This is a genomic window from Amycolatopsis sp. NPDC000009, from assembly GCF_055563465.1.
Map to the genome: position 1 here is coordinate 354114 of NZ_JBVHDI010000003.1, position 24442 is coordinate 378555.

Consider the following 24442-nt stretch of genomic DNA (forward strand, 5'->3'; position numbering starts at 1 on the left):
GTGTAGTTGTCCGGTGGCTGACACGGACACCGGCGCACCGCCGAAACCCCTGCTGATCGCGGCCGCCTGCCTGGCGATCCTGCTCGTCGCGGGCGTGGCCGTCTTCGGGCTGACCCGCGGCGCGGACTCCGACGCCCCGGCCGCCGACGGCCCGCTCCCGCTCGTCCCGGTCCCGGCACCGCAGTCGGGGTCACCCGAATGCGCGAAACTCGTCGGCGCGCTCCCGCACGAGCTCACGTCGTCCGGCAACACGCTGGTCCGGCGGAAGCTGGCCGACCCCGCCCCCGAGGCGACGATCGGCTGGGGCACCGGCGACCCGGTGGTCCTGCGGTGTGGTCTCGGCAAGCCGCCGGAGCTCACCCGGACCTCGCAGCTGCGGACGATCAACGGCGTCCAGTGGCTGCAGGTCGAGGGTGAGGGCACCGCGACGTGGTTCGCGGTGGACCGCCCCGTCTACACGGCGCTCACCGTGCCGGGCACCGCGGGGACCGGGCCGCTCCAGACCGTTTCCGAGGTCATCGCCGCCAATCTCCCCGCGGTGCCGCTGCGCTTCTGATCAAGGCAGCAGAAGGCTCTTGCCGGTGTACCGCCGCGCCTCGATGTCCGAGTGCGCGGCGGCCGCCTCCGCCAGCGGGTACGTCCGGCCGATGACCGGCGTCAGCTTCCCGTCTGCCGCCTGCCGCAGCACTTCCCGCACCCGGCGCGGGTTGTCGGGCCAGAACCCCACCAGCTGCGCCATGTCCACAACGGACAGCCGGGCGCGGTCGGCGTCGCCGATCACGGTCTCCGCGCCGCTGGACATGCCGTAGCCGGAGAAGCGGCCGCCGTTCCTCAGCAACGCGAGCGAGGCGGCGCCGAGCTCGCCGCCGACACCGTCGAAGACCACGTCCAGGCGATGGCCACCGGTGAGGGCGAGGACGTCGCCCGTCCAGTCCGCCGCCGAGTAGTCGACCGGTTCGGCGCCCAGTTTCCGCGCGATCGCCGCCTTTTCGTCGCCGCGGACCGCCGCGAAGACAGACGCGCCCGCCGCGCGGGCGAGCTGCACCAGCACGCTGCCGAGCCCACCGACGCCGGGCGCCACCAGGACCCGCTCCCCCGCCGTGACCGGGGTCTTCTCCAGCAGCGCCAGTGCGGTACTGCCGTCGTCGAACAGGGCCACCGCGTGCAGCGGATCCAGCCCCTCCGGAAGCACGAAGGTGTCGTCCGGCAGCGCGACGACCGTGTCCGCGTATCCCCCGCCGTATCCGCCGGGCGCGTGGGTGAGGACCTGCTTCCCCAGCCAGGTTTCGTCGATTCCGGGACCCACCGCGTCGACGGTGCCCGCCACCGACCCGCCCGGCACGTACGGCGGCTCGACCGCGAACACGTCGGGTCCGTCCCCTCGCCGGATGAGGGCGTCGAGCCAGCCGACGCCGGCCGCCGTCACCGTGACCCGGAGTTCACCCTCCGCCGGTTCGGGGGTGGGCATTTCGACCTGTTCCAGGACGCCGGGATCACCGAACCGGGACACTCTGATCTCACGCATGAGCGCAAGCTATGACCTCCAGCATGGTGGAGGTCAAGCGAGCACGGCGATCAGCGGTTCGAGCGCGGATCGCAGCGCCTCGCGCGAACAGCCCGCGTACCCGATGAGGTTCCCGAACACCGTCGGCGTCCCGGCGAAATGCCGGGCCAGCCCGTCGAGCCGGATCCCGGCGCGTTCCGCCGCCGCCATGCGCGCCACCTCGTCGGCCGCCGAGCCGCAGGGGACGACCAGATGAGCGCCCGCGTCGTCGCCGAGCACCGGGATCCCCGCCGAAGTCAGTGCCGCCGAAACCAGGGACCGGCGCTCCGACAGCTCCCGCCGGAGTTTTCGCAGGTGCCGGCCCAGATCGCCGTGCCGCGCCAGTTCGGCGAGCACCCGCTGCCCGGCGGGCGAAGGACGCGTCCCGGTCGCTTCGCGGTACTCCAGCACCGCCGCCGCGACCTGCGACGGCGCGACCATCCAGCCCGCGCCCAGTGCCGGCGTGAGGATCTTGCTCGTGGTCCCCAGATGCGCGACGACGTCGGGCGCGAGCGCGGCCAGCAGCGGCAGCGGCGCGACGTCGAACCGCAGCTCACCGTCGTAGTCGTCCTCGATCACCAGCATGCCGTTGGCGCGCGCGAGTTCGACCAGGTCGACGCGGCGGGACGCGCTCATCCGGCTGCCGAGCGGGTACTGGTGCGCGGGCGAGCAGTACACCGCGCGAACGTCCGCGGGGACGGCGTCCGGGCGCAGGCCCTCTTCGTCGACCGGGACGGGCACGACCTCCATCCCCGCGCGCCGGAACGCCTGCACCGCGCGCTGGTAACCCGGCTCCTCGATCGCGACCCGGTCACCGCGCGAGAGCGTCGCGCCCGCGAGTTCGATCACCGCGGCCGTCGTCCCGCCGGTCGCGAGCACCGTTCCGGCGGCGAGGCCACGGTGCCTCAGCAGATGTTCGGACACGGCGTCCCGGTACGCGGGCAGACCGGCCCTGTCCTCGCGATAGGTCGGGCGCGGGTCGGCGGCGGCCCGCCACGCGCGGCGCCAAGCCGCCTTCTCGATGCCGTCGGCCCACGGGACGCCCGGCGTGAGGTCGACCAGCGTGGGCGGCTTGGCGGGGACACCCGGCGCGGGCCCTTTCGAAGGCCGGTCCGCGGGCGGCGTGGTGGTGACGTACGTGCCGGAGCCGTGGCGGCCGGCGATCCAGCCCTCCGCGTGAAGCTGTTCGTACGCCGCGGACGTCACCGTGCGGCTGACGCCGAGACGGCTCGCGAGTGCCCTGGTCGAGGGCAGTCTGTCGCCGCCGCGCAGATGTCCGTCGCCCGCGGCGGCGCGCAACGCGTCGGCCAGCTGGACCGCGAGCGGGACGAGCGAATCGCGGTCGAGACTGACCGGCAGGGCGGTGTCGGACATGGTGTACTCCGGACTTACGGGAAGTGGCCTTCTCAAGTATAGGAGAATTGGACATTATTACAGGCCACTCTCGTGGGTGAGACTGCTCGCATGTCTGCCCCGCTCTCACCCACCGACCGGACCACCCTCGGCCGCAAGAAGAACCGCGCCCTCACCGACCGCTCGGCGTTGTACTCGGTGCTCGACGAGGGCCTGGTCTGCCATCTCGGTGTCGTGCGCGACGGCGTCCCGCTGGTCATCCCGACCGGCTACGGGCGCGACGGCGACACGCTCTACCTGCACGGTTCGACGGGCGCGAGGAGTATGCGCGACTCCGACGGCGTCGAGGTCTGTGTCACGGTGACCCTGCTCGACGGCATCGTCTACGCGCGCTCGGTCAACAACCACTCGATGAACTACCGCAGCGCGGTGATCCTGGGCAGGGCGGCCGCGGTCACCGATCGCGAACGCAAGATGCACGGCCTCCACGTGCTGACCGACCACCTCGCGCCCGGTTCGTGGGAACACGCGCGGGATGTCGACGTGAAGGAGTTCGCGGCCGTTTCGGTGCTGGAACTGGACCTCACCGAGGCTTCGGTGAAGATGCGCGGCGAGGGCCCCGACGATCCCGAGGACGAGGTCGCGGCCGATCTCTCGTGGGCGGGGGTGCTACCGGTGCGGACCGTGTTCGGTGAACCGGAGCCGTCGGCGGATCTCGTCAGTGAGTGGACGGTGCCGGACCACGTGAAGCGGCGGGTCTCGTGAGTGGTAAGGACGGTTCTAACCGTCCTTACCACTCACGAGCGGTGACGCGGCAGCCGCACGGTGAACGTCGTCGCCCCCGGCACGCTGTCGACCTCGATCGTCCCGCCGTGCGCCGAAATCAGCGACAGCACCACCGAAAGCCCGAGCCCGGTCCCGCCGTTGCCGCGAGTGCGGGCGGTGTCGACCCGGTAGAACCGGTCGAAGATCCGCTCCCGCGCCTCCGGCGGGATCCCGGGCCCGGCGTCGCTCACCCGCAGGACGACCTCCGAGTCCGAAGCCGCCGCGGACAACGTCACCGGCGTCCCTGGCGGCGTGTGCACCGCGGCGTTGGCGAGCAGATTGTCCAGCACCTGCCGCAGGCGCACCGGATCCGCTTGCAGGACAACGCCTTCCGGTAGCGCGCCGATGCTCAGCGGATGCTCCGGGCGGCCGGCGGCGAAGGCCTCCCCCGCGTCGGTGATCAGCTCGGCGACGTCGACTCCGACCAGCCGCAGCGGCGCCTCGGTCTCCGGCGCGTCGAGGCGCGCTAGGAGCAGGAGGTCGTCCACGAGCACGCTCATCCGCTGCGTCTCTTCCCGGATCTTCGACAGGTGCGCCTCGCGTTCGGCGGGTTCGTTCGCCGCGGCGTAGCGGAAAAGCTCGGCGTAACCCCGGATCGACGTCAGCGGCGTGCGCAGTTCGTGGGAGGCGTCGGCGATGAACCGCCGGAGCCGCTCGTTCGCCTCCCGGCGTGCGACCAGCGAGGAATCGAGGTGCGCGAGCATCACGTTGAACGCCGTCCGCAGTTCTTCGACTTCGGCACCGCCGCCGCTCGCTTGCGCGCGCACCGGGAGGTCGGCGTTCGCGGTGAGGTCGTGCGAAGCGATGTCGTGCGCCGTCCCGGCCATGTCGCTCAGCGGCCGCAGCCCGCGCCGCAGCACCAGCCGCCCCGCGATCACCAGCACCGCCAGCGCCAGCAGGAACGCGACGACCTCGACCATGATCAGCTGGCTGACCGTCCGGTCCAGATCCGCCTGCGGCGCGGCGCTGACCAGCACGATGTTCTGCGCCGGTTCGATCGGGCAGGCCCGGACCCGGTAGGTGCCCTTGTCCTCGATGTAGACGGTGCGCAGGACCTCGGTCCGCGTCGCGTCCTCGGCGACCTTTTCCAGCGCCTTGGTGTCCGGCGGCAGGGAACCGCCCGCCTGCGGCAGCGCCTCGCCGTCCCGCACCGCGAACACCGCGGAGAACCAGCCGTAGGCCTGCTGAGGTTTCCCGCCGTGCGTGGTGCGAAGTGACGGCACCTGGCTGATCTGGGTCTTGGCGAGCTGTTCGTCGAGCCGGTCGTTCAGGTAGCCCTTCATGATGCCGACCATCACGGTCCCGACGATGGCGAACACGACCAGTGCCAGCGCGCCGAGCCCGAGCGCCAGCCGGGTGCCGAGCCTCGACCGGCGCCAGGCGTCGAACCACCGGCGCAGTACCTTCATCTCGCCGCCTGCCGGACGACGTAGCCGACCCCGCGCACGGTGTGGATCAGCGGTTCGCCGCCCGCGTCGAGTTTGCGGCGCAGGTGCGAGATGACGAGTTCGACCACATTGGACCGGCCGCCGAAGTCGTACTCCCAGACGTGGTCGAGGATCTGCGCCTTGGTCAGCACCGAAGGCGAACGCCGCATGAGGTAACGCAGCAGCTCGTACTCGGTCGGGGTCAGCTCGGCGGGTTCGCCGCCGCGGGCGACCTCGCGGGTGTCCTCGTTCAGGGTCAGGTCACCGACCCGCAGCACCGCCGCCTTGGCCTGGTTGGTGCTCCGCCGCAGGACGGCGCGCAGCCGTGCCATCAGTTCCTCGACGGAGAACGGCTTCACGAGGTAGTCGTCACCGCCGCGGGTGAGCCCGGCGACCCGGTCCGCGGTCGCGTCCTTCGCGGTGAGGAAGACCACGGGCACCGCCGTCCCGGCCTCGCGGAGCTTGTCCAGCACGGTGAACCCGTCGATCCCGGGCAGCATCAGGTCGAGCACGACGATGTCGGGCCCGAATTCGGCGGCGCGTTCGAGCGCGGCCTCCCCCGATCCGGCGGTGACGGCCTGCCAGCCCTCGTAGCGGGCGACGGTGGCCACCAGGTCGGCGATATGCGGCTCGTCGTCCACCACCAGCAGGCGGACGGGGTTCTCGGTGTTCACAACGCCATCCTCCGTGAACGCGCGCGCGAGGGCGAGGCGGGAGCGCACACGACAGGAAGCCGACAGGTTCCGCCAAGAAAGGTCACAGGTTGGCGCAGCAGGCTCGGCACTGAACCGGATCGGAAGGAACCACGTGTGACCACCATGACGCAGACCGCCGTGAGACAGCGCCCGGCGATCCGTCCCAGGATCGCCGCGCGCGCCGGGCTCTTCCTCTTCCTCGGCGCCAACGTGGCCGCCGTGACCACGCTCTTCTTCGCCGCCGGGCCGTCGGACAACGTGCTCATCAGCGTCGGCAGGCTCGCCGGGCTGTACGGGGCGCTGGCGATGGCGTTCCAGCTGCTGCTGGTCGCGCGGCTGCCGTGGTTCGACCGCCGCCTCGGCATGGACCGGCTCACCGGCTGGCACCGCTGGACCGGGTTCAGCCTGCTGTGGACGCTGCTCGCCCACTTCGTCTTCATCGTCTTCGGCTACGCGCAGGTCGAGGACACCGGCGTGGCCGGCGAGTTCGTCACGATGGTGACCGAACTGGAGGGGATCCTGCGCGCGGTCGTCGCGTTCGCGCTCATCCTGCTCGTCGGCGCCGTTTCCGCCCGATTCGCCCGGCGCCGTCTGGCGTACGAGACCTGGCATTTCATCCACCTCTACACCTACGCGGCGGTCGTGCTGGCGTTCAGCCATCAGATCGCGCTGGGCGGATCGTTCGCGTCGTCGGCGGGGGCGCAGGTCTACTGGTGGGCGGTGTGGGGTGTCGCGCTCGGCTCGGTCGCCGCCGGCCGGGTGGTGCTGCCGCTGGCACGTAATCTGCGTCACCGGCTGAAGGTCGTCGCCGTCGTCCCCGAATCCCGCGACGTCGTCTCGGTGTACATCTCCGGCAAGCACCTCGACAAGATGCCCGCGCGGGCAGGCCAGTTCTTCCTGTGGCGCTTCATGACCCGGGATCGCTGGTGGCAGGCGAACCCGTTCTCCCTGTCGGCCGCGCCGGACGGCCGCACCCTGCGCCTGACCGCGAAGGCCGCCGGTGACGGCAGCGCGTCCCTGCGGTCGCTGAAGGTCGGCACCCGGGTGTTCGCCGAAGGCCCGTACGGCGCGTTCACCACGATGCACCAACAGAAACCGAACGCGTTGCTCGTGGCGGGCGGCGTCGGGATCACCCCGGTCCGCGCGCTGCTGGAGGAGATCTCCGGACACGTCGTGGTGCTCTACCGCGTCCGCGACCGACGCGACGCCGTCCTCCTGCCCGAGCTGATCGGACTGGCGCGGGCGCGCGGCGCGGTCGTCCGGGTCCTCAGTGGACCGTCCGATCAGGCCGGTCCGGTACTCGGCGCGCCCAACCTGCGGCGGATGGTGCCGGACATCGCCGACCGGGACGTCTTCGTCTGCGGCCCGCCGGGGATGACCTCCGCGACGCTGCGCAGCCTGCGGGAGCTGCGGGTGCCGTCCCGGCAGGTCCACGCCGAACGCTTCAGTCTCGCCGCCTGAGCCAGGGAGTCCCGATCATGAAGAAGACCATCGTCGCCGCCACGGTCGCCCTTTCGGCCGCCGGTTTCCTCGGTGTCTGGCTGTACGAACCGGGTCCGCTCGGCTCGGAGACCGTGGCCGTCGCGGCGCCTTCGTCTCCGGGTGTGTCCTCTTCGGATAGTGGCGCGGCCGAACGCACCATCGACGGTTCGGTGGAGAGCAACCGGTACGGCACCGTCCAGGTGCGGCTGGTGTTCTCCGCCGACGACAGGATCGCCGAAGTACGCCTGCTGCGACGGCCGACCAGCGGCCGCGGGGTCGACGCGATCCCGGTCCTGCAGGCGGAGACGCTGACCGCGCAGAGCGCCGACATCGACACCGTCTCCGGGGCCACGTCGACAAGCGAGTCGTACGTCAAATCCCTGCAGGCGGCACTGGACGCGCGATGAACCGCGTCGAACAGGTGATGGGGCTGCCGGTCTCGGTCGACGTCCGGACGGGCGGCGACCTCGCCCGCCACGCGATCGACGGCGTTTTCGGCTGGCTGCGGGAAGTCGACGCCCGGTTCAGTCCGTTCAAGGCCGACAGCGAGGTCTGCCGCTACGACCGCGGCGAACTCGCGCCCTCGGAACTGAGCGACGACCTCCTGGAGATCCTCTCGCTGTGCGATCACTACGAACGGTTGTCCGGTGGGGCGTTCACCGCCCGGCTTCCCGGGCGGCGGCTCGATCCGAACGCGGTGGTGAAGGGCTGGGCGGTGCAGCGAGCGGCGGCGTTGTTGCTGGCCGAGGGCCTGGACGTCTTCTGTGTCAACGCGGGCGGGGACGTCGTCACCTCCGGCGAGCCGGAGCCCGGCCGCGCCTGGCGGGTCGGCATCCGGCATCCCGAGCGGCCCGACGCGGTCTGTGCCGTGGTCGAATCGTCCGGTGGCGCGGTCGCGACCTCGGCGGAGTACGAACGCGGCGCGCACATCCTGGACGGACGGACCGGGCGCCCGCCGGCCGGGCTGCTGAGCGTCACGGTCGCCGCCGACGACCTCGTCACCGCGGATTCCCTCGCCACGGCCGCTTTCGCGATGGGGGCCGAGGGGATCGCCTGGGTCGCCTCGCAGCCGGGTTGCCAGGTGCTGGTCATCGACGCGGAGCGGCAGGTGCACCGGTCGCCGGGGCTACGGCTCGCTTAAACCGTTGGCCGCCCGTCGCGGGCTCAGGCAGACTGCGGCGTCATGACCTCTGTCGTACAGAACTTCTTCTTCGACTGCGCCGACGCCTACGAACTGGGCCGGTTCTGGAGCGGCGTCGTCGGAAAGCCGATGGCGGACGACGACGTGCCGGGCGATCCCGAAGCGATCATCGAGATGGACAACGGAGTCACGCTTTTCTTCGGGCAGGTCCCGGAGCCGAAGACGGTGAAGAACCGGATCCACCTCTGCCTCACGCCGGACATCCCGCGCGACGAGGAGGTCGAGCGCGTGCTGAAACTCGGCGCGACCCTCCTGCACGACCGGCGCAACCCGGACGGCACCGGCTGGGCGGTTCTCGCCGACCCCGAGGGCAACGAATTCTGCGTGCTGCGCAGCGCCGCCGAAAAGGCCGCCACCTCGTGACCGACTACCTGACCGTCAACCGGGCGAACTGGGACGAACGCGCTCCGGCCCACGCCGCTTCGACGGACTACGGCTACAAGAAGTTCGTCGCGGACCCCACGCACCTCAGCGGCGTGGTCACCTTCGACCGGCCGCTGCTCGGCGACGTCTCCGGCGCCCGGGGAGTGCACCTGCAGTGTCATATCGGCACGGACACGCTTTCACTGGCCCGCCTCGGCGCCCGGATGACCGGCCTCGACTTCTCCGCGCCCGCGCTGGAGATCGCGCGCGGGCTGGCCGCCGAGACCGGCGCGGAGATCGACTACCACGAGTCCGATGTGTACAGTGCCGCCGACGTGCTGGGCACCGGGGAATTCGACCTCGTCTACACGGGGATCGGCGCGCTCTGCTGGCTGCCGGACATCGCCCGGTGGGGGCAGGTCGTCGGGCGGTTGCTGAAGCCTGGCGGACGGCTGTTCATCCGCGACATGCACCCGATGCTGGGCACCCTCGACGAGACACAACCGCTGATCACGCCGCGGTACCCGTACTTCGAGCATGCCGAACCGCTGGTGTTCGACGAACCGGGGACCTATGTGGACACCGACGTTTCGTTCCAGCACAACCGGACGCACGAATGGAACCACGGGCTCGGCGAGATCGTCACTTCGCTGCTCGACGCCGGGCTCACGCTGACGCGGCTGGTGGAGCACGACAGCGTGCCGTGGAACGCGCTGCCCGGGTTCATGACCCTGAACGAGGCGACCGAGGAATGGCGGCTGACGGAGGATCCGCGGCGGCTGGCGGCGAGTTACACCATCGAGGCCGTGAAGGCGACCTGAGCGTCGGGCATGTGCTGCTGCATGCGAGCAAAGGGTGGCGGTGGCGTGGTCGGTCAAGTCTCGGTGTACGGGCGGCGGTTTCGTGTGACTGACCGGACGACACGCGTGATCAGATGGACGACACGCGGCGGAACGCCGTTCACGCGTGTCGTCCGGTCGGTCACGTGACATCGCCGGTCAGGTCTCGTGAGTGGTAAGGACGGTTAGAACCGTCCTTACCACTCACGAGACTTTGGAAGAATGTCCGCATGAGCGTCTCCCCTGAGAAACGGCCCCTTGTCGCCGTCGCCGCCCTGGGCGGCACCATCTCGATGGTCCCCGGCGACGGCGAGGACCACGCCGTCCCCCGGCTCACCGCCGCCGACCTGCTCGGCGACCTGGGCGAGAACCTCGAGATGGACGTCCGCGCGGAGACACTCGCCGGGATCTCCAGCGCGTCGATGGATTTCGCGACCCTGATCAGGACACGCGACTGGGCCGCCCGGGCCGTCGACGAGGGCGCGGACGGCGTCGTCGTGGTCCAGGGCACGGACACGCTCGAAGAGACCGCGTACTTCTTCGAGCTGACCTGGGCTTCCGAGGCGCCGATCGTGGTCACCGGCGCGATGCGCAACCCCAGCCTGCCCAGCGCCGACGGCGCGGGGAACCTGCTGGCCGCGTTGACCGTCGCCGCCGATCCCCGCAGCCGGGGCCGCGGCTCCCTGGTCGCGTTCAACGACGACGTCCACGCCGCGCGCTGGGTCCGCAAGACGCATTCGAGCCATGTCGAGGCGTTCTCCTCGAATCCCGCCGGGCCGCTCGCGCTGCTCAGCGAGGGCTTGGTGCACTACTTCCACCCGGTCGCCGCCCGCCCGGCGGCGTTGTCCTTGGCGGACGCGGACTTCTCCGGGCTGGTGCCGATCGTCGAGAGCGGCGTCGAGGACACCGGCGAGCTCCTGGAAACGCTGGTCAAGGCCGGGGTGAAGGGTGTGGTGCTCGCCGCGAACGGTGCCGGGCACGTCTCGGCGGGGTCCGCCGAGGTGATCGAGCGGGTCCTGCCGGAGGTGCCGATCGTGGTCGCCGGCCGCACCGGCGCCGGGCCGACGTTCCGCGGCACCTACGGCTTCCGCGGTTCCGAATCGGATCTGATCGCGATGGGCGCGACCATGGCGGGCTGGCTGGACCCGCGCAAATCCCGGCTCCTGCTGCACACCCTGCTCGCCACCGGCGCCTCGCGCGACCGCGTCGAGGCCGAATTCCGGCTCCGGGGCGACCTCGCCTGAGCCGCGTTTCGTCCTCTGAATGCGGTAGTTGCACGCGCAAGGAAAGCATTCAGAGGACGAAATGCGGGAGGGATCAGTCCCGGACGGGGCCCGAGACGGGGTCCAGGTGGTACGGCCGCATGGCGCGGGGCCGGTGCCGGTAGACGTGCACGCTGACGGCGGGGTCCGGGCCGTCGTTGCGCACTTCGTGGACGTAGCCGGGGCCGAAGACGCGAGACTGGCCCTCCGACAGCGAGTGCAGCTCGGTCACGGCCCGCCCGTCGACGGCGCGCCGGGCGACGGTCTCGCTCAGCTTCCCGCTGACCACGGTGAACGCGCCCGCGGCGAATTCGTGGTCGTGCAGGTCGGTGCGCTGACCGGGCAGCCAGCTCATGAGCCAGATCTCCTGCAGCTCGTCCGAGTCGACGAGGGCGGAGAACCGCTCGTCGGGGTCGTACCGCAGCAGGTGCCGCCAGCGATCACGGTCCGCGGCGAATTCGAGCGCGACGCGCACCGGGTGGCGCAGAGCGGGGTTTTCGGGAATGACGAGCGTGTTGTCCGGGACGGCGAACATGAAGAGGTCCTCGCAAAGGAAAGAAGGTGTCGAGCTGGGCCGGGGCTGAGTTCACCGACAACAGCGACACGACGCACACGAGACGGCGCCAAGACCCGAGAGGCCCCGCGACACAGTCATCCCACGTGCGAACATGCGCACAGCGAACCACCACGGAGCCCGGCGGTCAACCGATCCCACACCGTGGACCGCGTCTCAGGACCACTCGTGCTTCTGCGACCGGCCGAGCAGCTCGGCTCCCGCGCGCCTCGGATCGACCCCTTCGTGGCACACGCGGTGCATCGCGTCGGTGATCGGCATGTCGACACCGAGACCCATCGCGAGCTCCCGGATCGACGTGCACGATTTGACGCCCTCGGCGACCTGACCGCCGGTGGCCGCGAGCGCCTGCTCCAGCGTCTCGCCCCGGCCGAGCCGCTCGCCGAAGGTCCGGTTGCGCGACAACGGCGACGAGCAGGTCGCCACCAGGTCGCCGACACCGGCGAGCCCGGCGAAAGTCAGCGGGTCGGCGCCCAGTTTCGCGCCGAGCCTGGCCATCTCGGCCAGCCCGCGGGTGATCAGGGTGGCCACGGTGTTCGCGCCCAGCCCGAGCCCGGCCGCCATCCCGCAGCTGAGCGCGATGACGTTCTTGCACGCCCCGCCCAGTTCGCAGCCGACGACGTCGGTGTTGGTGTACGGCCGGAAGTACTGATTGAAGCTCGCCCGCTGGATCGCCTTGGCGTTGTCGTGGTCGGTGCACGCCAGCACCGCCGCCGCCGGCTGCCCCAGCGCGATCTCCTTCGCCAGGTTCGGCCCGGACACGACCACGATCTGCCCGGCGCCGACGCCGGCGATCTCGGCGATGACCTCGCTCATCCGCTTGAGCGTGCCCAGTTCGACGCCCTTCGCGAGGCTCACCAGGATCGCGTCGGACGGCAGGAGACCGGACCACTCCGACAGATTGGTCCGCAACGTCTGGCTCGGCACCGCGAGCACCACGGCCTGCGCGCCGTCGAGGGCCTCGGCCGGGTCCGCCGTCGCGGTGATCCGCTCCGGCAGTTCGATATCGGGTAAATAGGACGAATTGCGGTGCCGTTCCCGGATGTCGGCCGCGACCTCGGGCCGCCGGGCCCAGATGGTCACGTCGCGTCCGGCGTCGCCGAGCACCTTGGCGAACGCCGTCCCCCAGGATCCGGCGCCGAGCACGGTCACCCGCTGGACCTCGGCCATCAGGCGTCGTCCTCCGGCTTCTTCGCGGGCGGTTCCTCCTGGCGGATCTCCGCGAGCAGCGCGGTGATCTCGGTCATCATCAGATCGGTGACCTCGCGCAGCTTGGACGCGCTGCGGGTCGAACCGTTCTTGTAGGCGGAAAGATCCATCGGCTCGCCGACCAGGTGCGTGATCGTCTTGCGCGGGAACGGCGTGAACTTCTTCGTGTAGCCGTTGAAGATGTGGTTCGTGCCCCAGCGGGCGATCGGGATCACCGGCACGTCGGTCTCCAGCGCGAGCCGCGCGGCCCCGGTGAACGGCTTCTTCGGCCAGCCGTCCGGGTCCTTGCTGATCGTCCCCTCCGGATAGATCACGACGACCTTGCCGTCACGCAACGCCTGGTGGGCGGCCTTGAGACTGTCGCCGGCGGCGGCGGAACCGCGCGAGACCGGGATCTGGCCGGCGCCCACGAAGATCTTGCCGAAGAGCGGTGTCCTGGTCAGGCTCTCCTTGCCGAGGAACCGCGGCACCCGCTTCTGGCGGTGCACGAACACCGCGTCCACCGCCGGGTCCATGTGGGACACGTGGTTGAGCAGGAGCAGCGCGCCGCCTTCGCGGGGGATCCGCTCGGCGTTGCGGTAGACCCGCTTGCCGATGGCCGTCGCCGGGTAGAACAGTGCGGCGGCGATGCCCACCCAGATGCCGCCCTTCTCACGCCGGGCCAATTCGTCCTCCTCGAAGTCACGCGTGTCGTCCCAGGCCACTGATCCTGCCGCGCGCGTACGAGCGCGGTCCAGGGAGGGTCGGGTAAGAAGTGAGATGTGGACAGTGTGGGTATCGACCTGATCGTGCCGATGAAACGCCCGGCAGAGGGCAAGTCGCGGCTTCGCGGCGCGGTCGTGCCCGAGCGGCACGCCGAACTGGTGCTGGCGCTGGCCTACGACACGTTGTCCGCGGCGACCTCGGCGGAGGGGGTCCGGCGGGTGCTGGTGGTCGCCGCCGACCCGGCGTCGGTGGCGGATCTCACCGAACTCGGTGTCGAAATCGTCACCGAACCGTCGCACGGCGGCTTGAACGCGGCCCTTCGCCACGGCGAAGAGCTGCTGCGCCGCGACACACCCTCCGGTCTCGTCGGTGCCCTGCAGGCCGACCTGCCCGCGCTGCGGACCGAAGACCTCACCGCCGCGCTCGCCGAAGCCGCCGGAGAGCGGGCGTTCGTCGCGGACCGGCAGGGAACGGGTACGACCCTGTTGCTCGCGGGGGCGGGCCGCCCGCTGGCGCCCCGGTTCGGCGCGGGTTCCGCGCGGGCGCACACCGCCTCCGGTGCGACCCCGCTCACGATCGCCGCGGAATCGCTCCGGGCCGACGTGGACACCGCGGATGATCTCGCTCACGTTCGCACCCTCGGTACCGGAAAGCGCACTTCAACGCTGTTGGGAACACCCTGCGTGGCGATGTGACGAGAGTTCACCCCGGCGACCCGCGCGAGGCGCACATAATCGCCCCGAGTGGTGAACAATGAAGCCCGTGAGCACAAATGACGGCGGCACCCCGAACTCGGCAAGGAAGCGGAAGACCTCCGCCGCGAAACCGGAACCGGACAGCGGCACGGCGAAACCCGTCAGGGCGAGAAAGAACAGCAGTCCGGTCCCGCGCACGGCCGTCCGTGCGACACGCGGCGGTTCGGCGAGCCGCCCCGCCCAGGAGTTCCGCGCGCTGCCCGCCGCGCCGCCCGCGGTGACGTCGGCGCCCACGGCCGTCGAATCGCTGCCCGACGACCGGTACTTCAACCGTGAGCTGTCGTGGCAGGACTTCAACGCACGCGTGCTCGCGCTGGCCGAGGACGAGTCGCAGCCGCTGCTCGAACGCGCCAAGTTCCTGGCGATCTTCGCGTCCAATTTGGACGAGTTCTACATGGTGCGGGTCGCCGGGCTGAAGCGCCGCGACGAGACCGGGCTGCCGGTCCGCAGCGCGGACGGGCTCACCCCGCGCGAGCAGCTGGCCTACATCGCCAAACGCAACCAGGACCTGGTCGAGCGGCACACGAACGCCTTCGAACTGCACCTGCGGCCACAGCTGGCGGACGAGGACATCCGCATCGTCGGCTGGAACGACCTGACCGGCGCCGACCAGCTCCGGCTGTCCAACTACTTCAGCGAGCAGATCTTCCCGGTGCTCACACCGCTGGCCGTGGATCCCGCGCACCCGTTCCCCTACATCTCCGGCCTTTCGCTCAACCTCGCCATCACCGTCCGGGACCCCGAAGCGGGCACGGAGCGGTTCGCGCGGGTCAAGGTGCCGAGCAACGTGCCGCGCCTGATGCGGATCGAGCAGCAGCCGCGGGAGAGCCACACCGCGACGTTCCTTCCGCTGGAGGAACTGATCGCCGCCCACCTCGGCGAGCTGTTCACCGGGATGGAGGTGACCGAGCACCACGCGTTCCGGGTCACCCGCAACGCCGACTTCGAGGTCGAAGAGGACCGGGACGAGGATCTTCTCCAGGCGCTGGAACGCGAACTGGCGCAGCGCCGGTTCGGCCCGCCGGTGCGGCTCGAAGTGGCGCAGGACATGAGCGAGCACATGCTCGAACTGCTGCTGCGCGAACTGGAGGTCGACCCGCGCGACGTCGTCGAGGTCCCCGGTCTGCTGGATCTCACCTGTCTGCACCAGTTGTCGGGTGTCGACCGGAAGGAACTCAAGGACCGCCCTTTCGTTCCCGCCACGCATCCGGCGTTCGGTGAGCGCGAGACGCCGAAGTCGGTGTTCGCGACGCTGCGCGAGGGCGACGTCCTCGTGCACCATCCGTACGACTCGTTCTCCACCAGCGTCCAGCGGTTCATCGAACAGGCCGCCGCGGACGACAAGGTGCTGGCGATCAAGCAGACGCTGTACCGCACCTCCGGCGACTCCCCGATCGTCGACGCGCTGATCGACGCCGCCGAGGCGGGCAAGCAGGTCGTCGCGCTGGTCGAGATCAAGGCACGGTTCGACGAACAGGCCAACATCACCTGGGCCCGTACGCTGGAACGCGCGGGCGTGCACGTGGTCTACGGGCTCGTCGGGCTGAAGACGCACTGCAAGGTGTCGATGGTGGTGCGCCAGGAGGGTTCGACCATCCGCCGCTACTGCCATATCGGCACCGGCAACTACAACCCGAAGACCGCGCGCCTGTACGAGGACCTCGGCATCCTGACCGCCGACCCGACGATCGGCGCGGATCTGACGGATCTGTTCAACGTGCTGACCGGGTACTCCCGCCAGGACACCTACCGCAACATCCTCACGTCGCCGCACGGGATCCGCCGCGGCATCGTGCGCGCGATCGGCGAGGAGATCGAACTCGCCCGCGCCGGCCAGACCGCCGGGATCCGGATCAAATGCAACTCGCTCGTCGACGAGCAGGTGATCGACGCGCTGTACCACGCTTCACAGGCGGGGGTGCCGGTCGACATCGTGGTTCGCGGGATCTGCTCGCTGAAACCGGGTGTGGAGGGACTGAGCGAGAACATCCACGTGCGGTCCATCCTCGGCCGCTTCCTGGAACACTCGCGCGTCTTCACCTTCCTCGCGGGCGGCACGCGGTGGATCGGCAGCGCGGACATGATGCACCGCAACCTCGACCGCCGGATCGAGGCACTGGTGCGGGTCAAGGATCCGAAGCTGACCGCACAACTGGACTACATCTTCGAATCCGCGCTGCATCCCTCGACCCGGTGCTGGGTGCTGAACTCGACCGGCGAGTGGACCCCCTTCCCCGCCTCCGGCGACGACGTCCGCGACCACCAGGTCGAGCTGGCGAAGCGGCACGGGGCGGCGGGATGAGCGGGGTCATCCGGGCGGCGGGAGCCGTTCTCTGGCGTCGTGACGGGGACCGGATCGAGCTGGCGCTGGTCCACCGGCCACGCTACGACGATTGGTCGCTGCCGAAGGGAAAGCTGGATCCGGGCGAGACCATCGCGGGCGCGGCGGTCCGGGAGATCGAAGAGGAGACCGGATTCGAGGCGGTCCTCGGCCGCTATCTGGTCCGGACCGAATACACCGTCGCGGGAGCGCCGAAGACCGTCGACTACTTCTCCGCGCACGCCGTTTCCGGTGCTTTCGCGCCGAACGAGGAAGTCGACGAGCTGCGCTGGCTCGACGCGGAGGCGGCGGAGAAACTGCTGACGCGGCCCGAGGACGTCCGGGTGCTGCGCGAGTTCTCCGCGCTGCCGCCCGAACTCACCACGGTGATCCTGGTGCGGCACGCCAAAGCGGGTAAACGCGACGAGTGGAACGGCGACGACGACCTGCGGCCGCTTTCGGACGCGGGCCAGCGCCAGGCCGAAGCACTGCGTTCGCTGCTGCGGCTTTACGCGCCCGGCAGGGTGCTCTCGGCGCCGCGGCTTCGGTGTGTCCAGACGGTGAACGGGCTCGCCGAAGACCTCGGGGTCGAGGTCCGGCACGAGCCGCTGCTGTCGGAGGAGGGCTACTGGCCGGACCCGGTGCTCGGTGTCGCGCGGCTGCTGGCCATCGCCGGTGACGGCGGGACGCCGGTGATCTCCAGCCAGGGCGGGGTGATCCCGGACGTCGTCAGCGCGCTGGCCGACCGCGACGGCGTCGACCTGACCGCCGCGCGCGGCGGCGTGGTGCCGTCCAAGAAGGGTTCGTTCTGGGTGCTGTCGTTCCGGCCGCCGACCGAACAGGACGGGCCGGTGCTGGTGGCCGCGGACTATTTCGCGTCGCCTTTGCCCACGCCGGCTCCCGCCCATCCCTGAGGCTTCGCTTCGCGCGTGAAGGCCCCCTTCCCTCGGCTGAGCCGAGGGAAGGGGGCCTTCACGCGCAACCGCTAAGAACCCATCCCCGCCCGTTCGAAGGCCAGCGTCGGCAGATCGACGGCGTGCGCGCCGCCGTCCGCCACGATCACCGCGCCGGTGATGTACGACGACTCCGGAGACCCCAGGAACCGCACGATCGACGCGATCTCCTCCGGTTCGGCGGGACGGCGCAGCGGGACCTCTGCGGTCACCCTCCGGTAGCCCTCGTCGTGGCCGCCGTCGAAGCCCGCCGCCTCGGCGAACTGGTCCATCTCGCCGTCCGCCATCGGCGTGCGCACCCAGCCGGGGCAGACCGCGTTCGCGCGCACCCCCTTCGGTCCGTAGTCCCGGGCGATCGAGCGCGTCAACCCGATCAGCGCGTGCTTCGCGACGGTGTAGCCGGCGACATTGGGACCGGCGAACAGCCCCGCCAGCGACGACACGATGACCACCTGACCGCCGGTTTCGACCAGCGAGGGCAGCGTGGCCCGGCAGAAGACGAAGGCGCTGGACAGGTTCGAGCGCAGGGCCAGTTCCCATTCCTCGTCACCGGTGTCGACCACCGAGGACAGCCCGTGCCCGCCGGCGTTGGCCACCACGACGTCCAGCGTGCCGAACTTGCCGACGATCTCCGCCGTGGCGTTTTCGGCGGCTTCGCGGTCGCTGGCATCGCAGGCGACGACGTGCGCGCCGGTTTCGGCGGCCACCTTCTCCAGCGGTTCGAGCCGCCGTCCGAGCACCACCACCTGGGCGCCTTCGTCGGCGTACCGGCGGGCGACCGCGGCGCCGATACCGGTACCGCCACCCGTGATCGCGACAACCTTCTTCACTTGCGGAGTCCTTTCTAAGCGGGAAAACCGGAACGGGCCGAGACGCCGAAGTCGGCGAGCACGGCCTGGCCGTTGACCGCCCGCGAACGCGCGGACGCGAGGTGGAGCACCTGCCAGGCGACCTCTTCGGGAGCCTGCACCGGAAACGCGGGATCGTCGAGCACGTCGCCGAGATCGCCGCGCGCCATCGGGGTGTCGACCACCGACGGGCAGACGCAGTTCACCCGGACGCCGGGGAGATCGACGGCGAGCGCCCTGGTCATCGCGACCACGGCGCCCTTCGAAGCGCAGTACGGGACCATGCCGGGCGCGCTGGTGAACGCCGAGTCGCTGGCCAGCAGCACGACCGAGCCACCCGACGCGGTGAGCCAGGGCGCGGCGTGTTTGACCAGCAGGAACTGTCCGGTGACGTTGACCGCCATGAGCGCGGCGAAGTCCGCCGCCGAGGTTTCGGTGACCGGGGTTCCCACCGGCCCGGAGATCCCCGCGCAGCCGACCACGACGTCGAGCCCACCGAAGCGGCTCGCCACGGCGTCGACCGCGGCGGCCACCGACGACTCGTCGGTCACGTCGGCGCGGAGCGCGAGGAGACCGTCGGACAGTGTGGGCACGGGAGCCCGGTCGAGGGCGCCGACCCGCGCGCCCTCGGCGAGGAAGGCCTGGACGCAGGCAAGGCCGATACCGGACGCCGCGCCGGTCACCAGTACGGCCTTGCCCGCGAGATCCAGTCCCATGACGTCATCCTCCGGTCCGGACCTTTCACGGAGGTTGGCCGTCAGTGCACCCTTCTTGTCGGCAGCCGCACGACGGCCTTTCCAGTCCCGGCCGGACCGGCAAGACTGCGAACCATGACCAGGCCGCATCCACTCGACCCGCTGACCGCCGACGAACTCACCGCAGGCCGCGAGATCCTGGCCGCCGAAGGCCTGCTCGCCGCGACCACCCGGTTCCCGGCCGTGCTGCCGGTCGAGCCCGAAAAAGGCGACGCCGCCCCCGACCGCCGTGTCCAGTACACGCTGCTCGACACGGCGACCGGCCAGGCGCGCGATGTGGTCGTCTCGCTGGCGAAACGCGAAGTGATCTCCAACGAGGACTGCGGCCCTGGCCAGCCCGCGTACCTGTTCGAGGAGTACGACCTCGCCGCGTCGATCACCAAGGCGTCACCCGAATGGCAGGCCGCGATGCAGCGGCGCGGTCTCGGCGACCGGATCGGGCACGCCTTCTGCGCTCCCCTGGCCCCCGGTTTCTTCGGCAGGCCCGACGAGACCGGCCGGGTCATCCGCTCGCTGACGTTCCTGCGCGACGACGCGTCCGACAGCCCGTGGGCACATCCGGTCGAAGGCCTGATCGTCCACATCGACCTGACCGGGCAGCGCGTCATCCGGGTGGAGGACGAGGGTGACGTGCCCGTGCCGCCGGAGCACGGCCGCTACGACGGCGTCCCGGCCCGCACCACGCTGAAGCCGATCGAGATCACTCAACCGGAGGGCCCGAGCTTCACCGTCGACGGCAACGAGGTCACCTGGGAGGGCTGGAAACTCCGCGTCGGCTTCAACGCCCGCGAGGGTTTGACGCTGCACCAGGTCTCGTTCCAGGACCGCTCGGTGCTCCACCGCGCCTCGGTACCGGAGATGGTGGTGCCCTACGGCGACACCGCGCCCGGCCGGTTCTGGATCAGCTACTTCGACGCGGGCGAGTACCTGCTGGGCAAGAACGGCAACGACCTGCGCCTGGGCTGCGACTGCCTCGGCGTCATCCACTACTTCCCCGCGTTCGTCGCCGACGACCACGGCCATCCGGTCGAGATCCCGCGCGCGATCTGCATGCACGAAGAGGACTACGGGATCCTCTGGAAGCACACGGATCTCGACGGCCGCGCCGAGGTCCGCCGGTCGCGGCGGCTGGTGATCTCGTCGATCTCCACCATCGGCAACTACGACTACGGCTTCTTCTGGTACCTCTACCTCGACGGCACCGTGGAGCTGGAGGCGAAGGCCACCGGCGTCGTGTTCGCCGGCGCCGCGCACCCCGGCACGGACCACCCGCACGCCAACGAGATCGCGCCCGGGCTGTTCGCGCCGGTGCACCAGCACCTGTTCTGCGCGCGGCTCGACGTGGCCATCGACGGAGAGCGCAACTCGCTCGTCGAGGTCGACGTCGAACGCGTCCCCATGGGCGAGCAGAACCCGTACGGGAACGCGTTCACCTGGAAGGAGACCCCGCTGCGGACCGAGCAGCAGGCTCAGCGGTTCGCGGACCCGGCCAAGGCGCGTGTCTGGGAGATCCGCAGTGCGGACCGGACCAACCGGCTCGGCTCGCCCACCGCGTACCAGCTCGTGCCGCGACCGTCCGCGACCCTGATGGCACAGCCGGAATCGACCGTCCACCAGCGGGCGACGTTCGCCACCCGTCACCTGTGGGCGACGCCGTACCGCGCGGGCGAGCGGTTCCCCGCGGGCGACCGCCCGAACGCGCATCCGGGCGGCGCGGGTCTCCCCGCCTGGACCGCCGCCGATCGCGACCTAACCGACACCGATCTCGTGCTGTGGCACGTATTCGGCCCGACCCACATCCCGCGTCCGGAGGACTGGCCGGTCATGCCGGTCGACTACTCCGGCTTCTCCTTGCGCCCGTACGGCTTCCTGGACCGAAACCCGGCACTCGACCTGCCTTCCGGCGCCTCCGACGAGCACTGTTCCGCCCACGAGCACTAGGACTCACCGATGCCCGAACTGACCCTGTCCGACACGTCCACCTGGCTGCCGCTGGACGGTCTGGCCCCCGGTTTCGACGCTAACAAGGCCCCCACGGTCGGCGACCTGCACGGCCGCACCTTCGAACTCGCCTGTGAAGACGGCACCACGTTCACCGCGGCCTTCTCCGGGACCCGGATCGAGTGGACTTACCACGGCACCGGCACCGACCGCTGCGAGACGTTCCTGGTCGACGACGACCTCTACTACGTCCAGTTCCACCCGCAGGCCCGGCAGGACGAGGCGTTCACCCTGCTGCTGGACCTGCGCCGCAGCCGCGCCCTCCTCGTGCTGAGCAAGATCGGCGACACCTCGCCCCGTGTCACGCAGTCGTTCGTGGCCGCCACGATCGGCGGCATCGAGCCCACCGGGGAATCGCTCGCCCCGACCACGTCGCTGGTGGGGCGCAGGGTGCTGTGGGTGTACAGCACCGAGCACGCCTACGAGCACGTGTACCTCAGCCCGCACTGGTACACGTGGCAGTGCCTTGCCGGTCCCGAGCGGGGGCTCGCGGACACCGACGAGAACTCGGTCTACGAACTGCGGCCGGGGATCTACGTCTTCGCCTGGCGGGAGAAGGTGATCCCGTGCGCCTCGGTGACCGTCGCCGACCACCGTGACGCGAAGCGGCTGCGCTCGCACGGTGTCCTTTTCGGACTGGACGCCAGCGGGAGCACTCCGACCCACTTCACCTTCGGCGCGCACGGCAGGCTGCTGAGCACCACCGTGCACCCCGAGGCCTACGACCCGGCCGGGAGCTGAGCCTTGACCGCCGACATCGTCCTCACCAACGCCACGGTGTACACAGTGGACGGTCACCGGCCCTGGGCGTCGTCGCTGGCGATCAAGGACGGGAAGGTGCTGTCGCTGGAGGACATCGAACGCGGCCCGAGCACCGAGGTCGTCGACCTCGACGGCGCGTTCGTCATGCCCGGCCTGGTCGACGTGCACAACCATCACGCCTTGGCCGGGCGCGCGGCCCTGTTCGAGCTGAACTTCGGCCTCGACGCGGGGCTGGACGACATCCTCGCCGCGGTCCGCGAGCGGGCCGCCGGGCTCGGGCCGGACGAGTGGGTGGTCGGCGGCGCGTGGGCGTCCACTTTGGTCAGAACGCTCTCGCGGACGTCGGCCCGGCACGCGCTCGACGAGGCCGCCGGCGGACGCCCGGTGATGCTTTCCGACGACAGCAGGCACAACCGCTGGGTGAGCAGCCGGGCACTGGAGCTGGCGGGCGTCACCGCCTCGACGCCCGATCCGGCGGGCGGGGAGATCGTCCGCGACCACTCGACCGGAGAGCCGGTCGGCGTCCTGCTCGAAGCGGCGGGCGTCGCAGTCGAGCGGGCGCTCAGCGAGACACGGACGCTCACCCCGGAGCAGCACGTCGCGGCGTCACGGCACGGGATCGGCACGCTGCACTCGTACGGCGTCACCGCGTTCCAGGACGCCGGTGTCTCGGCGGACATCCTGCGGGCGTTGAAATCGCTCGACGACGCGGGCGAACTGCACGCCTGGGTGGTTTCCTCGCTGCTGATCAACGACCCGATCTTCGGTTTCGACCCGATCGGGGCACCGTTGCTGGAGGTCGCCGGGCAGTACCGGAGCGAGCATCACCGGCCGGACTTCGTGAAGATCTTCCTCGACGGGGTGCCGCCGACGCGGACCGCCGCCTTCCTGGAGCCGTACCTGCCGGACGCCGCGCACGGGGCCTGCCATCACGGCGCCACCACCATGCCGGGCGAGGAACTCGTGGGCTGGTTGCGCACGGCGGCCGCGGCGGGGCTCTCCGCCAAGGTGCACTGCACCGGGGACGCGTCGGTGCGCGCGACGCTCGACGCCGTCGAGAAGGTGCGTGCCGAGGGGTTCGCCGACGCGCGTTTCCAGGTCGCGCATGGCCAGTTCGTCCACCCCGACGACCTCCCTCGATTCGCCTCGCTGGGTGTCGCCGCGGACATCTCGCCGTTCCTGTGGGTCCCGGGCGTCATCCCGGCGGCCATCGCCGAGGTGTTGCCCGGTGAGCGGGCCGGGCGGATGCAGCCGAACCGGTCGCTGCTCGACGAAGGCGCGCTGGTCGCGGGCGGTTCGGACTGGCCGGTCAGCGAGTCACCGAACGCGTGGGAAGGCATCCACGGCCTCGTCACGCGCCAGGATCCGACCGGCACGTTCCCCGGCGCGCTGTGGCCGGAGCAGGCGATCGGCCTGGACGAGGCGATCGAGGTCTTCACCCTGGCCGCCGCCCGCGCGATGGGACTGGGCGACGTCACCGGCTCGCTGGCCCCCGGGAAGTCGGCGGATTTCGTCGTACTGGACCGCGATCCGTTCCGGACCGATCCGTCCGCGCTCGTCAAGACGAAGGTGACGCAAACGTGGTTCGCCGGGCACCGCGTGTACCACCGCGCCTGATCTCCTACACTGGTAGAAGAACCAGTGCGGGAGGTCAGCCGATGCCGAAGATCATCGACCACGACGAGCGGCGCAGCCATATCGTCGACGTCACCTGGGATTTGATCACCCAGGGCGGGATCGAGGCCGCCACCATGCGCGAGATCGCGGCGGCCGCCGGCTTCGCCAACGGCGCGCTCAAGCTGTACTTCCCGAGCAAGGAAGACATCATCCAGGCCACCTACGAACGCGCGCTCGGCATGATGCGCGAGTACGTCGAGCTGGACGAGTTGCGCGGGCTGACCGCGCTCCGCGAGCTGTGTGTCTCGTCGATGCCGATCGACGAGGACCGCATCGCCGCGGGGCGCGTCCTGCTCACGTTCTGGCAGCTGTCGCTGACCAACCCGAAACTGCAGGACAAGTACCTCGAGCACATCCGCTCGTGGCGGGGCCTGCTGCACCGGTATCTCACCGAGGGCCGGGAGGACGGCGACATCGTCACCGAGACCCCCGACGAGCAGCTCGTCGACGAGGTCGTGCTGATCAACGCCGGGGCGAACGTGATGAGCCTGGTCGCCGGGGAGTTCTCGACGATCGCCTTGCAGCGGCAGCACCTGGAGTCCTTCTTCGAGCGCCTCACCCGCCCCTGAACTCCTCCACACTCCCGCATTTCGTCCTCTGAATGCGGTAGTACGTGGTGCGAACCGCCGCATCCAGAGGACTAAATGCGGCGGGCGCCGACCCCTCAGGCGCGACTCGCGTGACGGTAGGCGGAACTCGCGTGATTGGACACCGATCTCGCGTGATTCAAGGCGTAACTCACGTGATCAGGCCGCACACGCGACTTACGCCTCCAATCACGCGAGTTACGCCCCCGCACACGCGAGTTACGCCCCCGGACACGCGAGTTCCGGTTCTGTCGAGGGGCAAGGCAGTCTGGCGTGTCGCGAAGCTTCACCGACTCCGGAGCCGTG

24 protein-coding genes are annotated in these 24442 nt (G+C 70.4%); 15 read left to right on the forward strand and 9 right to left on the reverse strand.

Annotated features, from left to right (window positions below):
* Window positions 1-13 precede the first annotated feature (13 nt).
* Window positions 14-556 carry a DUF3515 domain-containing protein gene (locus ACZ3HL_RS11565; protein ID WP_465530448.1) on the forward strand — a complete coding sequence of 181 codons (543 nt, stop codon included), beginning with the start codon at window positions 14-16 and terminating at the stop codon, window positions 554-556.
* Here the strand turns inward: ACZ3HL_RS11565 and ACZ3HL_RS11570 are convergent, their stop codons facing one another.
* Both ACZ3HL_RS11570 and pdxR read right to left on the reverse strand, forming a co-directional pair.
* Window positions 557-1525 (reverse strand): zinc-binding dehydrogenase, encoded by a 969-nt coding sequence (locus ACZ3HL_RS11570; protein ID WP_465413808.1) that lies wholly within the window; start codon window positions 1523-1525, stop codon window positions 557-559.
* Between the two features lie 33 nt (window positions 1526-1558).
* A complete protein-coding gene (pdxR, locus tag ACZ3HL_RS11575; RefSeq protein ID WP_465530450.1) occupies window positions 1559-2917 on the reverse strand; it encodes a MocR-like pyridoxine biosynthesis transcription factor PdxR in 1359 nt (452 codons plus the stop codon).
* Between the two features lie 90 nt (window positions 2918-3007).
* Here pdxR and ACZ3HL_RS11580 point away from each other — a divergent pair, with 90 nt between their 5' ends.
* Window positions 3008-3661, forward strand: coding sequence for a pyridoxamine 5'-phosphate oxidase family protein (locus ACZ3HL_RS11580; protein WP_465530452.1), 654 nt, complete (start codon window positions 3008-3010; stop codon window positions 3659-3661).
* A gap of 32 nt (window positions 3662-3693) precedes the next feature.
* On the opposite strand, the gene ACZ3HL_RS11585 is transcribed toward ACZ3HL_RS11580, so the two are convergent.
* A complete protein-coding gene (locus ACZ3HL_RS11585; RefSeq protein WP_465413814.1) occupies window positions 3694-5130 on the reverse strand; it encodes a sensor histidine kinase in 1437 nt (478 codons plus the stop codon).
* Window positions 5127-5822, reverse strand: coding sequence for a response regulator transcription factor (locus ACZ3HL_RS11590; RefSeq protein WP_465413818.1), 696 nt, complete (start codon window positions 5820-5822; stop codon window positions 5127-5129). Before ACZ3HL_RS11590 ends, ACZ3HL_RS11585 begins: the two co-directional genes overlap by 4 nt.
* 144 nt (window positions 5823-5966) lie before the next feature.
* Between ACZ3HL_RS11590 and ACZ3HL_RS11595 the strand changes: the two genes are divergently transcribed.
* From ACZ3HL_RS11595 to ACZ3HL_RS11620, 6 genes are all read left to right on the forward strand, one after another.
* A complete protein-coding gene (locus tag ACZ3HL_RS11595; RefSeq protein WP_465531047.1) occupies window positions 5967-7304 on the forward strand; it encodes a ferredoxin reductase family protein in 1338 nt (445 codons plus the stop codon).
* 17 nt (window positions 7305-7321) lie between these two features.
* On the forward strand, window positions 7322-7732 hold the full coding sequence (locus tag ACZ3HL_RS11600; RefSeq protein ID WP_465530454.1) for an FMN-binding protein: 411 nt from the start codon (window positions 7322-7324) through the stop codon (window positions 7730-7732).
* A complete protein-coding gene (locus ACZ3HL_RS11605) occupies window positions 7729-8466 on the forward strand; it encodes an FAD:protein FMN transferase (RefSeq protein WP_465530456.1) in 738 nt (245 codons plus the stop codon). The genes ACZ3HL_RS11600 and ACZ3HL_RS11605 overlap by 4 nt, the downstream gene beginning before the upstream one ends.
* A gap of 42 nt (window positions 8467-8508) precedes the next feature.
* Window positions 8509-8889, forward strand: a complete 381-nt coding sequence (locus tag ACZ3HL_RS11610; protein ID WP_465413824.1) for a VOC family protein — start codon at window positions 8509-8511, stop codon at window positions 8887-8889.
* Window positions 8886-9710 carry a class I SAM-dependent methyltransferase gene (locus ACZ3HL_RS11615; protein ID WP_465530458.1) on the forward strand — a complete coding sequence of 275 codons (825 nt, stop codon included), beginning with the start codon at window positions 8886-8888 and terminating at the stop codon, window positions 9708-9710. The genes ACZ3HL_RS11610 and ACZ3HL_RS11615 overlap by 4 nt, the downstream gene beginning before the upstream one ends.
* A gap of 248 nt (window positions 9711-9958) precedes the next feature.
* Window positions 9959-10972: an asparaginase gene (locus tag ACZ3HL_RS11620; protein ID WP_465530460.1), complete on the forward strand. Its 1014-nt coding sequence runs from the start codon at window positions 9959-9961 to the stop codon at window positions 10970-10972.
* A 73-nt stretch (window positions 10973-11045) separates the two neighbouring features.
* Here the strand turns inward: ACZ3HL_RS11620 and ACZ3HL_RS11625 are convergent, their stop codons facing one another.
* The 3 genes from ACZ3HL_RS11625 to ACZ3HL_RS11635 all read right to left on the reverse strand — a co-directional run bounded on the left by ACZ3HL_RS11625 (window position 11046) and on the right by ACZ3HL_RS11635 (window position 13477).
* Complete coding sequence (locus ACZ3HL_RS11625) at window positions 11046-11525, reverse strand: cysteine dioxygenase (RefSeq protein ID WP_465530462.1); 480 nt, start codon at window positions 11523-11525, stop codon at window positions 11046-11048.
* 195 nt (window positions 11526-11720) lie between these two features.
* A complete protein-coding gene (locus ACZ3HL_RS11630; protein ID WP_465413834.1) occupies window positions 11721-12734 on the reverse strand; it encodes an NAD(P)H-dependent glycerol-3-phosphate dehydrogenase in 1014 nt (337 codons plus the stop codon).
* Entirely contained in the window at window positions 12734-13477 is a 744-nt protein-coding gene (locus ACZ3HL_RS11635; RefSeq protein WP_465413836.1) for a lysophospholipid acyltransferase family protein, read from the reverse strand. The genes ACZ3HL_RS11630 and ACZ3HL_RS11635 overlap by 1 nt, the downstream gene beginning before the upstream one ends.
* 66 nt (window positions 13478-13543) lie before the next feature.
* On the opposite strand from ACZ3HL_RS11635, the gene cofC reads away from it, so the two are divergent.
* From cofC to ACZ3HL_RS11650, 3 genes are read left to right on the forward strand one after another with little or no spacing between them, the layout of a single operon-like run.
* A complete protein-coding gene (gene cofC, locus ACZ3HL_RS11640; RefSeq protein ID WP_465414148.1) occupies window positions 13544-14173 on the forward strand; it encodes a 2-phospho-L-lactate guanylyltransferase in 630 nt (209 codons plus the stop codon).
* Window positions 14174-14231: 58 nt separating this feature from the next.
* Complete coding sequence (locus ACZ3HL_RS11645; protein WP_465413839.1) at window positions 14232-16535, forward strand: RNA degradosome polyphosphate kinase; 2304 nt, start codon at window positions 14232-14234, stop codon at window positions 16533-16535.
* Window positions 16532-17467, forward strand: coding sequence for an NUDIX hydrolase (locus ACZ3HL_RS11650; RefSeq protein ID WP_465413841.1), 936 nt, complete (start codon window positions 16532-16534; stop codon window positions 17465-17467). Before ACZ3HL_RS11645 ends, ACZ3HL_RS11650 begins: the two co-directional genes overlap by 4 nt.
* A gap of 71 nt (window positions 17468-17538) precedes the next feature.
* On the opposite strand, the gene ACZ3HL_RS11655 is transcribed toward ACZ3HL_RS11650, so the two are convergent.
* Both ACZ3HL_RS11655 and ACZ3HL_RS11660 read right to left on the reverse strand, forming a co-directional pair.
* Entirely contained in the window at window positions 17539-18336 is a 798-nt protein-coding gene (locus ACZ3HL_RS11655; protein ID WP_465530464.1) for an SDR family NAD(P)-dependent oxidoreductase, read from the reverse strand.
* A 14-nt stretch (window positions 18337-18350) separates the two neighbouring features.
* Entirely contained in the window at window positions 18351-19070 is a 720-nt protein-coding gene (locus ACZ3HL_RS11660; RefSeq protein ID WP_465530466.1) for an SDR family NAD(P)-dependent oxidoreductase, read from the reverse strand.
* Window positions 19071-19184: 114 nt separating this feature from the next.
* On the opposite strand from ACZ3HL_RS11660, the gene ACZ3HL_RS11665 reads away from it, so the two are divergent.
* Genes ACZ3HL_RS11665 through ACZ3HL_RS11680 form a run of 4 tightly spaced genes read left to right on the forward strand, consistent with a single transcriptional unit; the run spans window position 19185 to window position 24118 of the window.
* Window positions 19185-21050, forward strand: coding sequence for a primary-amine oxidase (locus tag ACZ3HL_RS11665; RefSeq protein WP_465530468.1), 1866 nt, complete (start codon window positions 19185-19187; stop codon window positions 21048-21050).
* A gap of 9 nt (window positions 21051-21059) precedes the next feature.
* On the forward strand, window positions 21060-21851 hold the full coding sequence (locus ACZ3HL_RS11670) for a molybdenum cofactor biosynthesis F family protein (protein ID WP_465530470.1): 792 nt from the start codon (window positions 21060-21062) through the stop codon (window positions 21849-21851).
* Window positions 21852-21854: 3 nt separating this feature from the next.
* Window positions 21855-23489 (forward strand): amidohydrolase, encoded by a 1635-nt coding sequence (locus ACZ3HL_RS11675; protein ID WP_465530472.1) that lies wholly within the window; start codon window positions 21855-21857, stop codon window positions 23487-23489.
* A 41-nt stretch (window positions 23490-23530) separates the two neighbouring features.
* A complete protein-coding gene (locus ACZ3HL_RS11680) occupies window positions 23531-24118 on the forward strand; it encodes a TetR/AcrR family transcriptional regulator (RefSeq protein WP_034306161.1) in 588 nt (195 codons plus the stop codon).
* The last annotated feature ends 324 nt before the right edge of the window (window positions 24119-24442 follow it).

Excerpts from the sequence above, each read along its gene's own strand:
- ACZ3HL_RS11645 (WP_465413839.1), top strand. The coding sequence starts at position 14,232 with ATGAAGCCCGTGAGCACAAATGACGGCGGCACCCCGAACTCGGCAAGG.
- ACZ3HL_RS11630 (WP_465413834.1), bottom strand. The coding sequence starts at position 12,734 with ATGGCCGAGGTCCAGCGGGTGACCGTGCTCGGCGCCGGATCCTGGGGG.
- ACZ3HL_RS11600 (WP_465530454.1), top strand. The coding sequence starts at position 7,322 with ATGAAGAAGACCATCGTCGCCGCCACGGTCGCCCTTTCGGCCGCCGGT.
- ACZ3HL_RS11585 (WP_465413814.1), bottom strand. The coding sequence starts at position 5,130 with ATGAAGGTACTGCGCCGGTGGTTCGACGCCTGGCGCCGGTCGAGGCTC.
- ACZ3HL_RS11620 (WP_465530460.1), top strand. The coding sequence starts at position 9,959 with ATGAGCGTCTCCCCTGAGAAACGGCCCCTTGTCGCCGTCGCCGCCCTG.
- ACZ3HL_RS11680 (WP_034306161.1), top strand. The coding sequence starts at position 23,531 with ATGCCGAAGATCATCGACCACGACGAGCGGCGCAGCCATATCGTCGAC.
- ACZ3HL_RS11595 (WP_465531047.1), top strand. The coding sequence starts at position 5,967 with ATGACGCAGACCGCCGTGAGACAGCGCCCGGCGATCCGTCCCAGGATC.
- ACZ3HL_RS11650 (WP_465413841.1), top strand. The coding sequence starts at position 16,532 with ATGAGCGGGGTCATCCGGGCGGCGGGAGCCGTTCTCTGGCGTCGTGAC.
- ACZ3HL_RS11610 (WP_465413824.1), top strand. The coding sequence starts at position 8,509 with ATGACCTCTGTCGTACAGAACTTCTTCTTCGACTGCGCCGACGCCTAC.
- ACZ3HL_RS11605 (WP_465530456.1), top strand. The coding sequence starts at position 7,729 with ATGAACCGCGTCGAACAGGTGATGGGGCTGCCGGTCTCGGTCGACGTC.
- ACZ3HL_RS11670 (WP_465530470.1), top strand. The coding sequence starts at position 21,060 with ATGCCCGAACTGACCCTGTCCGACACGTCCACCTGGCTGCCGCTGGAC.
- ACZ3HL_RS11660 (WP_465530466.1), bottom strand. The coding sequence starts at position 19,070 with ATGGGACTGGATCTCGCGGGCAAGGCCGTACTGGTGACCGGCGCGGCG.
- ACZ3HL_RS11580 (WP_465530452.1), top strand. The coding sequence starts at position 3,008 with ATGTCTGCCCCGCTCTCACCCACCGACCGGACCACCCTCGGCCGCAAG.
- ACZ3HL_RS11570 (WP_465413808.1), bottom strand. The coding sequence starts at position 1,525 with ATGCGTGAGATCAGAGTGTCCCGGTTCGGTGATCCCGGCGTCCTGGAA.
- ACZ3HL_RS11665 (WP_465530468.1), top strand. The coding sequence starts at position 19,185 with ATGACCAGGCCGCATCCACTCGACCCGCTGACCGCCGACGAACTCACC.
- ACZ3HL_RS11625 (WP_465530462.1), bottom strand. The coding sequence starts at position 11,525 with ATGTTCGCCGTCCCGGACAACACGCTCGTCATTCCCGAAAACCCCGCT.
- pdxR (WP_465530450.1), bottom strand. The coding sequence starts at position 2,917 with ATGTCCGACACCGCCCTGCCGGTCAGTCTCGACCGCGATTCGCTCGTC.